Genomic DNA, 12520 nt, shown 5'->3' on the forward strand with positions numbered 1-12520 from the left:
CTCCCGCCCGTGTTTCGTAACACGGGCGGTGTCACCGCCGCGGGCGCCCTGTGCGGCTCGGCCCTCGTGACCGCGGCGGGCGCGATGCGCGGCTCGGCCTACGCCACCGCCACGGGCGCGAGCAGTCCGCGGACGTCCTCCGCCTCGTCCGAGCCGAGTTCCTCGTAGATGGCGAGGGCCTCGCGCCAGCAGACCTGGGCGCGGCCGGACTGGCCGATCTGGTTGAGGGCGCGGCCGAGCACCGTCAGGACGTTGCCGCGGCGCCACTCGCCGCCGATGCCGCGCAGCACGGTCAGGGCGGCGTCGGCGTGGGTCGCGGCCTGGGCCGGTTTCCGTACGGCCAGGTCGAGTTCGGCGAGCCTGAGCAGGGTCATGCCCTCCCACAGGCGCTGCCTGCTGCTGCGGAAGACGTCGAGGGCCTCGGTGAAGCGCTCGGCGGCCTCGCGGTGGCGGCCGCTGGCGCTGAGGGCCATGCCGAGCGCGTAGCGGCCGTTGGCGCCCTTGAGGGAGTGGCCCATCGAGTCGTACATGTCGGTGCCCTGCTGGGCGAGGCGTACCGCGCTCGCCGCCCGGCCGGTGCCCAGATGCGTACGGGAGACATTGCACAGGGCGCTGGCGGCGCCGGGGCCGTCGCCGCGGGCGTGGAAACCCTCGTAGGCGCGCTGGAAGTAGCCCTCCGCGACCTCGAAGCGGTTCTGGTAGAAGGCTATGGCGCCGACCATGTTGGCGGCCCAGCACTCGGTGAGGCCGTCCCCGGCCGCCTCGGAGAGGCGCAGTGCGCGCAGGCCCTCCTCGTCGGCCTGGTCGAAGCGGCCCATCAGGAGGTGGGCGTTGCCGAGCACGATGGAGGCGCGGCCCTCCGAGCGGCTGTCCGCGCAGGCGCGGGCGGCCTCGACGAGGGCGGTGGCCGCGGCCTCGTACTCCCGGGCGTTGGCGCCGGACTCCGCGAGGTCGACGGCGGCCCACATCAGGTCGATGGCCCGCCGCAGGGTGCCGGACCCGGTGGACTGGCGTACGCAGGCGAGCAGCGGGATGGCCTCGGCGTACAGCCAGTCCTGGGCGGCCGGGCGCTCGGTGAAGGCGAGGCCGGGGTGGCGGGTCGGCTCCAGGCTGTCCACCAGGCGGTCGCCGGGGCGGTCGATCTCGTAGACCCGGCGGGCGGAGGCCAGATAGAAGTCGAGCAGCCGCGAGGTGGCCGCCGCGCGCTCGCCCGGGGGATGCTCGTCGCGCTCGGCGCAGGCACGCGCGTAGAGCCGGACCAGGTCGTGGAAGCGGTAGCGGCCGGGGGCGGCGGATTCCAGGAGCGAGGTGTCGACGAGGGCTTCGAGCAGGTCCTCGGCGTCCTCGGCCGGCAGGTCGAGCAGGGCGGCCGCGGCGGCGAGGGACATGTCGGCGCCGTCCGCGAGGCCGAGCAGGCGGAAGGCGCGGGCCTGGGCGGGTTCCAGCTGGCCGTAGCCGAGTTCGAAGGTGGCCTTGACGGCGAGGTCGCCGGCCTGGAGTTCGTCGAGCCGGCGGCGTTCGTCGCCGAGCTTGGCGGCGAGGACGGAGACCGTCCAGGTCCGGCGGGCGGCGAGCCGGGAGGCGGCGATCCGGATGGCCAGCGGGAGGAAGCCGCAGGCCGAGACGACGTCGAGGGCTGCCTCCCGCTCGGAGGCTACCCGCTCGGCGCCGACGATCCGGGTGAACAGCTGCAGGGCCTCCTCGGGGGACATCACGTCCAGGTCGACGAGGTGCGCCCCGGCCAGGTCGACCATCCGCACCCGGCCGGTGATCAGGGCGGCGCAGCCCTCGGCGCCGGGCAGCAGCGGGCGTACCTGGGCGGCGTCCTTGGCGTTGTCGAGCAGCACGAGGACGCGGCGGGTGTCCAGGCTGGAGCGGTAGAGGGCGGCGCGCTCCTCCAGGGAGTCGGGGACGGCGGACTCCGGGGTGCCGAGCGCGCGCAGGAAGGAGCCGAGCACGGTCTCGGGGTCGGCGGGGCGGGAACCGGCGCCCTGCAGATCGACGTACAACTGCCCGTCCGGGAAGGAGGCGCGGGCGGCGTGCGCGACGTGCACGGCCAGGGTGGTCTTGCCGACGCCGCCGATACCGGCCAGCGCGGAGACCGCCATGACCTTGCCGTCGGCGGCCGAGAGCACCTCGCCCAGCTCCGCGACCAGATGCTCGCGGCCGGTGAAGTCCGGCACGGTGGCGGGGAGTTGGGCGGGGCGGACGGCGGCGGGCGGGGGCGTGGCGGCCCGGGTCCCGGACTGGGCGAGCCCCGGGTCGGCCTGCAGGATGCGCTGCTGGAGCTCCTTCAGTCCGGGGCGGGGGTCGACGCCCAGCTCCTCGGCGAGCAGGCGCCGGGTGTCCGCGTAGACGGCGAGGGCCTCGGCCTGGCGTCCGCTGCGGTAGAGGGCGAGCATCAGCAGCTCGCGCAGGCGCTCGCGCAGCGGGTGGGCGGCGGTGAGCGCGGTCAGCTCGGCCACGGTCTCCGCGTGCGCGCCCTCGTCCAGGTCCATGTCGAGCCGGGATTCGAGGAGTTGGAGGCGCCACTCCTCCAGGCGGGTGCGCTGGGTCTCGGCGAAGGGGCCCGGCAGATTGGCGAGCGGTTCGCCCTCCCAGGTGCCGAGGGCCCGGTTGATGAGGGCCCGGGCGTGCGAGAGGTCACCGGCGGTACGCGCCTTCTCGGCCTCGGTGCGCAGGCTCTCGGCGACGGACAGGTCGAGCCGGTCCGAGGAGACCCGGACCGCGTAGCCCCCGGCCTCGCTGACCAGGACCTCCGCGCCGAGGACCTTGCGCAGCCGGGAGGCGTACGTGCGCAGCGCGGCCAGGGCCTGGGACGGCGGCTCCTCGCCCCAGAGGGCGTCGATGAGTTCGGAGGCGGTGGCGGTGCGGCCCTCGCGCAGCAGCAGGGCGGCGAGCAGGGCGCGCTGCTGGGGCGAGCCGGTCGGCAGGGGCTCCTCGCCGCGCCAGGCGCGGACCGGTCCGAGCACGCTGAACCGCAGCGCCGGGGCCACCGGCCCGGGGCCCGTGGCCGGGTGCCGCTGCCGAGGTACGCGCTCGCGGTCCATTGCTTCCCCCTGCCCTACCCGTGACGTCTGCCGTGCCGGTGACTCTGCGGCTGCCCTGGGGCTCCGCGCCGTTGCCGTCGCCGTGCGGTTCTGGTGTGCTGGTGCCTGTCTGTGCCTGCTGCGTACGCGCTTTCTGCTGCCGTACTCGTGACTGCTGCCTTACCCCGTGCTCGCTGTCGTGTCCGTCGTCGTACGCCGGGCTCGTGCCCGCTGTCGTGCCGGTGACGCCCGCCTCGGCCGTGAGGCCTTCGCCGGGCGTGCGTCGCCGTGTGTCCGCCGGGGCCTTGCCCCGCCTGTGAGGCGCCGCCCGCCCGGACGCCTGCCCCTGATCTTCCGCGATGCCGCCCGTGAGCCCGTCCCGCTGAGCGGGCGCCCGGGCGTCGCCCCGCCAGTTTGCCTTGTCGAGCCGGTGCACGTCAGCCGCGGGGGCGACCTCTCACAAGGTCCCCCCGGGTGGCCGGAAGCGTCCCGGTCGCACCCGGGGGTGCCCGAGGTTGACTCTGCGTCAGGGAGGCGCGGTCCCCGGGGCGGTGGCGAAATCCCCGGGAGTTCCGGTGCGGAGCGCGGCGCGGCGGGGCCGGGCGGCGGCGGCCCCCGCGGTCCGGGCGGAGGGCCGGCGCCGCCGAAGTACCAGGGCAAGGGCGTGCGGGCGGCCCCGGGGCACTGTGCGGAAGAACACATTCCGGCGGCGGGTCCGCGGCGTCCGGCCACCTGCCGCCGCCGGTGCGGGAGTCGGCCAACAGGCCGTCGCCGTACGCGGATTCGCACCCTCCGCTCATGCCCCCGGCCCGCGGTCCTCGCGTGCGATCGTGACGAAATCCGGCTGGAAATCATCACCTACGGGCAGATTGCGTGCAGAGGGTGAGGGGTCCCGCAGGGGTGCGGCGGGCGGGCCCGCGCCCCCGCGCACCCCTGGTCCTCCCCGCGCGCGCCCGCGCAGCCGAGGTGCCCCGGGCGCTCCCTCACGCTCCCAGGAACACCGGATTGGTGAACGCCACCAGCGCCCCCGGCAGCCCCGGCACCGCCGGGGCACGGCGGACCTCGGCGCGGACATAGGCGGCGTACTCGGCGGTCGTGCGCCACTCCACGCTGCCCGCGCCGGAGGCCGGCAGGGCGGCGCCGGTGAACAGGGTGCCCTGGTCGGTGACGATGCTCGGGGTGGCGCCGGGGGCGCCCTTGACCTCCAGGCGGACGGTGACCGGGGCCTCGGGCGCCACCCGCAGCCGCTCGCCGATGCCCGCGTGCTCGCCCCGGCTGCCCGAGGCGCTGAACGCCAGCTCGACCTCGGCCGATTCGGCGACGTAGCTGCGGCCCGCGCGGATGCCCGCCTGGATCGCCCGGCGGCTCAACTCCTCGGCGAGCACGACGGTCTGCGGCAGGCCGACGGCGTCCGGGTCGCGGTGCGCGTCGCTGCTGCCCATGGCGGGCAGCCAGCCGCGGCCCGAACGCACCGAGGAGACCAGCATGTTGTCCCACTCGGCGAGGGTGACCTCGTCGTCGGGCGTGTAGGTGCCGTTCCACACCTCCACCGCGTCGGCCTCATCGAAGCCGAACTTCCAGTTGCAGCCGACGCAGGTGCCGTGCGGGTGCGCGGGCACCACGAGGCCGCCCGCGGCGCGGATCTGCCGGGCGTACTTCCCGAAGCGGTTGTCCCGGGCCCGGTAGCGCCAGTCCACGAAGGTGCCGGGGTCGGTGCCGAGGGCGACCACATGGCCGTTGCGGGTGGTGATCTCCTCGCCGAGGAGGACGAGCAGGTCGTCCCCGGCCGCCGCGGACCAGGCGCGGTGGGCGGAATGGGTGTTGTGGTCCGAGGAGTTGAGGAAGTCGAGCCCCGCGGCCCGGGCGAGCGCGGCGATCTCCTCGGGGGTGCGGCGGCCGTCGGAGTGCCAGGAGTGCAGATGGCAGTCGCCGCGGTACCAGGCGCGGCCCCGCCCCTTGGCGCGCTCGGCGGGATAGCGGGGCCGGGGAGTCCGTCCCGGGGCGCCGTGGGTGAGCGTGACGGTGACCCGGTAGGGCAGGCCCTCGGGCGCCACGGTGTAGGGGCCGAGCGCGATGTGCCAGGTGCCGGGGCGGATCGGGCCCGGCAGATAGCCGGGGGTCGCCTCGTCGGCGCGGACGAAGAACTCGGTGCGGGCGCCGCCGGACCAGCCCCGGAAGCCGCGGCCGCCGAGCGCGGTGCCGCCCTCGTCGAAGAGGCCGATGTCGAGCGCGTTGCCCTGGGTGCCGGGCGGGACCTCCGGCTTCTCGTACGTATAGGCCACGTGGATCTCGCGTACCCCGCGCGGCACTTCGACGGGCAGGTAGACGAAGTCGGGGGAGCCCGGCGGCAGGGTCCCCTCGACGGTGCGGCGCTGCTCGGTGCCCGGGGCGGGGTCCCGCTCCCCGTCGGCCTCGGCGAAGGTCACGGTGCCCAAGGTGAGCGCGGCGGCGGCCGAGGAGACGAACACGGTGCGCCGGGTGAGGCGTCCGCCCCCGTCCGCCGGGCCGCCCGGTTCGCCGTGGCCCGCCCGGTGGCTCCCGCCCTGGCCCTTGACGTGGTCCTCGCACATGCTGACTCCCCTGGAGAGGCCGGATGGCTGCGGATCGGTGCCGCCGGGCCGTGGTCCCGGTGCCGGACGACACCCTGGTATCGGGCCATGAACTCCCCGGGAAGGGAAGGGAATCGACAGCTTTCGGCCGGGCGGCTTTCCCGGCGCCGCAGTGCGGCGGGATCAGGCCCGGGCAGTCGACACATTCCGCTCGTATGCTCGGGCACATGACTGATCACCTCTCGGTTCCGCCCGGGGCCCCCACGGCCAACGCGATGCGCCGCGCCCTGCGCAGGGCGCGGGACGGTGTCGCGCTGGACGCCGCCGAGGCGGCCGTACTGCTCCAGGCCCGCGGGGAGGATCTGCGGGACCTCGCGGCCTCGGCGGGGCGGGTGCGGGACGCGGGCCTGGCGGCGGCGGGGCGCCCCGGGGTGCTCACGTACTCGCGCAAGGTCTTCATCCCGCTGACCCGGCTGTGCCGGGACCGGTGCCACTACTGCACCTTCGTGACGGTGCCGGGCAAGCTGCGCGGGGCGGGCCACGGGATGTACCTCTCGCCGGACGAGGTGCTCGACATCGCCCGGCAGGGCGCCCGAATGGGCTGCAAGGAGGCGCTGTTCACGCTCGGGGACCGGCCCGAGGACCGCTGGCCCGAGGCGCGCGAGTGGCTGGACGCGCACGGCTACGACGACACCCTCGCCTATGTGCGCGCCATGGCGATCCGGGTCCTGGAGGAGACCGGGCTGCTGCCGCACCTCAACCCCGGGGTGCTCTCCTGGACCGACCTCCAGCGGCTCAAGCCGGTGGCGCCCTCGATGGGGATGATGCTGGAGACCACCGCGACCCGCCTGTGGTCGGAGCCCGGCGGCCCGCACCACGGCTCGCCCGACAAGGAACCGGCCGTGCGGCTGCGGGTCCTGGAGGACGCGGGCCGCAGCAATGTCCCCTTCACCACGGGCGTCCTGATCGGCATCGGCGAGAGCTACCAGGAGCGCGCCGAGGCGCTGTTCGAGCTGCGGCGGATCCAGCGGGCCTACCACGGGGTGCAGGAGGTGATCGTGCAGAACTTCCGCGCCAAGCCGGACACCGCGATGCGCGCGATGCCCGACGCCGACCTCGCGGAACTCGCCGCCTGCGTCGCGGTGACCCGCCACCTCCTCGGCCCCTCGGCCCGGGTGCAGGCGCCGCCGAACCTGGTGGACGAGGAGTACGCGCTGCTGATCTCGGCGGGCATCGACGACTGGGGCGGCGTCTCCCCGCTCACCCCCGACCACGTCAACCCCGAGCGCCCCTGGCCGCAGATCGAGGAACTCGCCGCCCGTACCGCCGAGTCGGGCTTCACCCTGCGCGAACGCCTCACCATTTACCCGGAGTTCCTGCGCCGCGGGGAGCCCTGGCTCGACCCGCGGCTGCTGCCGCACGTACGGGCGCTCGCCGACCCGGAGACCGGTCTCGCCCGCGAGGGGGTGCTCCCCGAGGGGCTGCCCTGGCAGGAGCCCGACGAGGTCTTCGCCGCGGGCGGCCGCACCGAACTGCACCGCACCATCGACACCGAGGGCCGCACCGCCGACCGCCGCGGCGACTTCGACGAGGTCTACGGCGACTGGGGCGCCCTGCGCGAACAGGCCGCGCCCACCATGGCCCCCGAGCGGGTGGACGCCGATGTCCGCGCCGCGCTCTCCACCGCCGCCGAGGACCCCACCCGCCTCACCGACGACGAGGCCCTCGCCCTGCTGCACGCGGAGGGGCCCGCCCTGGACGCCCTCTGCCGGATCGCGGACGAGCTGCGCCGCGAGGTGGTGGGCGAGGACGTCACGTACATCGTCACCCGGAACATCAACTTCACCAATGTCTGCTACACCGGCTGCCGCTTCTGCGCCTTCGCGCAGCGCCGCACCGACGCGGACGCCTACACCCTCTCCCTGGACCAGGTCGCCGACCGCGCGCAGCAGGCCTGGGAGGTCGGCGCCGTCGAGGTCTGCATGCAGGGCGGCATCCACCCCGACCTGCCGGGCACCGCCTACTTCGACATCGCCCGGGCGGTCAAGGAGCGCGTCCCCGGCATGCATGTGCACGCCTTCTCCCCGATGGAGGTGGTCAACGGCGCGACCCGCACCGGCATGTCGGTACGGGACTGGCTGACCGCCGCCCGCGAGGCCGGGCTCGACTCGATCCCGGGGACGGCCGCCGAGATCCTCGACGACGAGGTCCGCTGGGTCCTCACCAAGGGCAAACTCCCCGCCGCCACCTGGGAGGAGGTCATCACCACCGCGCACGAACTGGGCATCCGCTCCTCCTCGACCATGATGTACGGGCATGTGGACCAGCCCCGGCACTGGCTCGGCCACCTGCGCACCCTGGCCCGGATCCAGCGGGCGGCGCTGGAGAAGGGCGTCGCGGGCTTCACCGAGTTCGTGACGCTGCCCTTCATCCACACCAACGCCCCGGTCTATCTGGCGGGCATCGCCCGGCCGGGCCCCACCGACCGCGACAACCGCGCGGTGACGGCCACGGCCCGGCTGCTGCTGCACCCGTACATCCCGCACATCCAGACCAGTTGGGTCAAACTCGGGGCCGAGGGCGCCGCCGAGATGCTCCGCTCCGGCGCCGACGACCTCGGCGGCACCCTGATGGAGGAGACCATCTCCCGGATGGCGGGCTCCGGTTACGGCTCCTACCGCTCGGTGGCCGACCTGGTCGCCATCGCGGAGTCCGCGGGCCGCCCGGCCCGGCCGCGCACCACCCTGTACGGGGAGGTCCCCGAGGAGCGCAGGGCGGCCGCGGCGGCGCGCGACGGGCAGCTGCCCCGGCTGCTCCCGGTGCTGCCCGCGACCTGATCCGGCGATCGTCCGAACACCCCACAAAACCGCGCGGAAAGCCCAGTCTCCGCATTCCGCTGTGGCCCACAACCGGTCGTTGCCGGTCGATTACAGTGCTGCCGGGACGGGCCCAGCGGGTCCTTCCACCGTGCGACGACGGGGGCAGGGAAGGAGGTCCGGTGAGCGCAGGAGCCACCGCCGTCTGGGGCCGCGCCGAGCAGCAGGACTTCCGCAGCCGGGTGCGCGGATCCCTCCTCGGGCTCGCCCTCGGCGACGCCCTCGGCGCCCCCCTCGAAGGCCTCGGCCCCGAGCAGATCCGCGCGGAGTACGGGGCCGAGGGGCTGACCGGTCCCGCCCCCGCGTACGGCAGGCGCGGCGCCGTCACCGCGGCCACCCAGCTCACCCTCTTCACCGTCGACGGGCTGATCCGCGCCCAGGTCCGCCGCGACACCGGCGCCTGGCATCCGCCGACCGACCTGCACCGCGCCTACCGCCGCTGGTCGGCCACCCAGCACGACTGGGGCCCCGACGAACGCCGCGGCGAGGACGGCTGGCTGGCCCGCGAGGAGTGGCTGTACGCCCGGCGCTCGCCCGCCCGCGCCTGCCTGATCGGACTCGGCGACGAGGCCATGGGCACCCTGGAGTCCCCGAAGAACCCGGGCGACGACTCGCCCGACGCGGCGGTGCGTTCGGCCCCCTTCGGACTGCTCGTCGGCTGGGAGCCGCAGCTCGTCCTGCAACTCGCGGTCGAGTGCGCGGTGCAGACCCACGGGCATCCGACGGCGTACCTCTCGGCGGGGGCGCACGCGGTGATCGTGCACGCCCTGGCCCGCGGCGAGAGCCTGGACGCCGCCGTGCAGCGCGCCCTCGCCCTGCTCGCCGCCCGGCCCGGCCATCTGCCGGTCACCGACGCCCTCCAGCACGCGCTCGGCGCGGTACGGCAGGGCATGCCGACCGCGGCGCGGGTCGAGGAACTGGTCGGTGACGGCGCCGCCGACGGCATGCTGTCCGCCGCGGTCTACTGCGCCCTGGTCGGCGAGGACATCCGGCACGGGCTCTGCCTGGCGGTCAACCACGGCGGCGACTCCTCGGCGACCGGGGCGCTGACCGGTGCCCTGCTCGGCGCGCTGCACGGGGAGACGGCGCTGCCGCCGGCCTGGGTCGCGGGCCTGGAGGGCCGGGCCACCCTGCTCGAACTCGCCGACGACTACGCGATGGAGATGACCCAGGGGCCCGCCCTGCACGGCCCGGGGGTCTCCTCGCCGTCCTGGCTCGCGCGGTATCCGCGGGGCTGAGGGCGGGGACCGTCCCGCGGGAGCGCCGCCCGTACCGGCTCGGCGGGAGCGCCGCCCGGCAGGAGCGGCGGGGCAGCGCCGAGCCCCCTCGGCCGGGACGGCGGACCAGTCGAGAGGGCTCTTCCCGCTGCGGTGCAGCGGTCTGTTCGCGCTGTGCGGTCTGTCGCGCTGTGCGGCCGGTCGGGCCGCGGGGGTTCAGCCGCGGTGGCCGAGGACCCCCTGGCTCACTTCGCTCACGAAAGCGTTCCAGGAGCCGGGGGCGAAGCCGAGCGCCGGCCCCCCGGGCACTTTCGAGTCCCGTACCGCGACGGCGTGTGCCACGGGGGACTTCACTTCGACGCAGGCGCCGTTTCCCGTGGAGTACGAGGACTTGGTCCAGCTGTGGGTGGCGCCTTGTTGGATTGCCATGTCTGCTCCGGTTCGGCCAGTCGGTGATGTGGTGTCACCGCGCAGAGTCGGCAGCAACGGTGTGACCGGCCAACTCCTCTGCGTGATGGCGTGATCGACGCTACTCGTCCGCCCTCGGGGACGCCGGAGCCGTTCACTCGACCGGATGGCATATTCCACAGGTGACTTCCGCCCTGCCGGGATGGCGGTGTACCGTGCCGCGCCTCACCGTCAGGGCGCGTACTCCTTGGCGATGTCGGAGATGAACTGCCGCGACTGGTCGACGTTGAGCGCCTGGGCCCGCAGGTGCTCGTACATCACGCTGTACTTGTGGACGTCGTTCGCCTTCTCCAGGTAGAGGTCGCTGGTCACGCCCTCGATGTAGACGACGCTGGAGTCCGAGGCGTCCGGGAACTCCAGGATGGCGTACTGGCCGTTGAGTCCCGGGTGCGCGCCCAGGTGGAAGGGGATCACCTGCACGGTGACGTGCGGCAGCCGGGACTGCTCGACCAGGTGCTCCAACTGCTCGCGCATCACGGTCCGGTCGCCGACCACCCGGCGCAGCGCCGCCTCGTCGAGCACGGTCCACAGCCGCAGCGGGGCCTCCGGCGAGGTGATCCGCTCCTGGCGGCGCAGCCGCACCTGGACCCGCTTGTCGATGTCGGTGGGCGCGGTCTCCGGGAGCGCCCCGGCGATCAGCGCCTCCGCGTAGGGGCGGGTCTGCAGCAGGCCGGGGACGACCTGGGGGTCGTAGACGCGCAGCGAGGCGGCGTCGGTCTCCAGGCCGATGTAGACGCTGTACGGGATGTCGCCGAAGGAGTGCCACCAGCCCTGCTGGCGCGAGTCCTTGGCCATCTGCATCAGCGAGTCGACGATCCGGACGTCCTCGACCTCGTACACCCCGCACAGGTCGCGTACGTCGCGCTGGCTGATGCTGCGGCGGCCGTTCTCCAGCCGGCTGATCTTCGACTGCGAGACCAGCAGGCGTTCCGCGACTTCCTCGGCCGTCATGCCCTTGAGCTCGCGGAGCCTGCGCAGCTCCTGGCCCAACCGCCTACGCCTGACAGTGGGATTGACATTGGACGCCACGTACGCGCACCTCCGGCTGCGGCCTCAAGAACCCTGGTACTCAAGGACTTTGCGTATCTGCTGCTGAGCAGATTGCCACCAACCGGGCACACTGCGCTGGGAAATGGCCGGGTTGGCCTCTCCCTGTGTGATCCCACCGGCACTCTCCGGCGCCGCACCCGAGGGGGCGCGGGCGCCGGAGAAGGCCGTGTGCCGTACTGCGCGTGGAGCCGCGGACCGCGGTCTCAGCTCGCGGCGCGCGCCATCGGCCCGCGGCGCCCGGGCACCGCCACTGGCGCGGGTGCCCGGCGCGGCTGTGCCGCCACGCCGTTCTGGACGTCCATCACCGCGTGCGCGACGAGACCGCCCATCGGGTCGTGCCTGATCAGATCCCGCAGCCGGGAGCGCGAGGAGCGCCCCTCGTTCCCCGGGTAGAGGTGCTTGCCGAGTCCGACCGCGTGGGCCAGCGCGGCGAGCGCCGCGGTCCGTGGGTCCGGCGGTACACCGGTACGGATCGCTGAGTCCAGCCGGGCCCTGATCTCCCGGCTGATCGCCGTGTCCGTCGCCTGGTAGCGAGTCGTCGGCAGCACTCCGCACATCTGGCCGGCCACGGCATGGACCATGCCGCACCTCTCCAGATGCGAGAGATACGTCTGGCGCAGCCCGAGACGGGGCCCGCCTATCCAGTGGACCGCGCGTACCGGTGCGCCACGCCTTCGCAGCAGCTCCAGTGCGGAGTCCAGCGTCGGATCTCCTGTCGGCCGTGGCACGACCACGGCGATACGATCCCCATCAGGGGCTATCCGTCCGGCCAGCGCCAGCTCCACTAGCTGCGCTCCGGCCAGACCGAGGTCGAGCGACTGCGGCTGCGCTGTGGTACCCGTGGTCGGGTCCAGAGCGAGCAGCAGAAGCTCCTCCGGAATTGTTCTGCGGCTCCTGCCCATCCATGCCTCCCCGCGTGGATGAATGACAGGGTGACCCCTCTCACATTGGTCTGTCGAGAGCGCCTGTCCGGTTGATCCGGGAACCGGAAGGTATGTCGTTCTCGTCTGTCGGAGAGTTGAACCCCGCACACGGGACACTGGTACACGGTTTGGACACCCAAGCGCACCGGCTGGGGCGCGGCGCATGAAGGAGGAATCGGTGGCGGGCGAGTCCCCCGACAGATCGAAGCGGCGGAATTCCGCGGGGAACCCGGCCGAGTCGGCCCCCGCGGTCCCGCGCCGACGTGACCCCCGTCTCGCCCTCGGCCGCGAGGAGGCCGCCGCCGGACGCCCGTCCGCCGCGGGGAGGAGCGCGGACGGCACGGCCGGTACGGATGCTGCCGGTGCCGGTTCGTCCGCTACGAGCGCTGCCGGGCCGGAGAAGGACCG

Annotated in this window: 7 protein-coding genes; 2 read left to right on the top strand and 5 right to left on the bottom strand. The window is 74.3% G+C overall.

All coding sequences use genetic code 11. The features are described from left to right. Positions 1 to 98 precede the first annotated feature (98 nt). Together afsR and HFV08_RS19110 are read right to left on the bottom strand one after the other, a co-directional pair. Positions 99 to 3050, bottom strand: a complete 2952-nt coding sequence (gene afsR, locus HFV08_RS19105) for an SARP-family global regulator AfsR (protein ID WP_168540941.1) — start codon at positions 3048 to 3050, stop codon at positions 99 to 101. A 962-nt stretch (positions 3051 to 4012) separates the two neighbouring features. Next, complete coding sequence (locus tag HFV08_RS19110; protein ID WP_168540942.1) at positions 4013 to 5599, bottom strand: CehA/McbA family metallohydrolase; 1587 nt, start codon at positions 5597 to 5599, stop codon at positions 4013 to 4015. A 254-nt stretch (positions 5600 to 5853) separates the two neighbouring features. Here HFV08_RS19110 and HFV08_RS19115 point away from each other — a divergent pair, with 254 nt between their 5' ends. Next, positions 5854 to 8415 (top strand): bifunctional FO biosynthesis protein CofGH, encoded by a 2562-nt coding sequence (locus HFV08_RS19115; protein WP_376770669.1) that lies wholly within the window; start codon positions 5854 to 5856, stop codon positions 8413 to 8415. Between the two features lie 161 nt (positions 8416 to 8576). Further along, on the top strand, positions 8577 to 9692 hold the full coding sequence (locus HFV08_RS19120; protein WP_168540944.1) for an ADP-ribosylglycohydrolase family protein: 1116 nt from the start codon (positions 8577 to 8579) through the stop codon (positions 9690 to 9692). A 195-nt stretch (positions 9693 to 9887) separates the two neighbouring features. On the opposite strand, the gene HFV08_RS19125 is transcribed toward HFV08_RS19120, so the two are convergent. From HFV08_RS19125 to HFV08_RS19135, 3 genes are all read right to left on the bottom strand, one after another. Next, complete coding sequence (locus HFV08_RS19125) at positions 9888 to 10100, bottom strand: DUF397 domain-containing protein (RefSeq protein ID WP_168540945.1); 213 nt, start codon at positions 10098 to 10100, stop codon at positions 9888 to 9890. 210 nt (positions 10101 to 10310) lie between these two features. Then, positions 10311 to 11168: a helix-turn-helix domain-containing protein gene (locus HFV08_RS19130; RefSeq protein WP_168540946.1), complete on the bottom strand. Its 858-nt coding sequence runs from the start codon at positions 11166 to 11168 to the stop codon at positions 10311 to 10313. A 224-nt stretch (positions 11169 to 11392) separates the two neighbouring features. Next, positions 11393 to 12091, bottom strand: coding sequence for a GOLPH3/VPS74 family protein (locus tag HFV08_RS19135; protein ID WP_040252364.1), 699 nt, complete (start codon positions 12089 to 12091; stop codon positions 11393 to 11395). Positions 12092 to 12520 lie beyond the last annotated feature (429 nt).

The organism is Streptomyces physcomitrii, assembly GCF_012273655.1.
Taxonomy (GTDB): Bacteria; Actinomycetota; Actinomycetes; order Streptomycetales; family Streptomycetaceae; genus Streptomyces; species Streptomyces physcomitrii.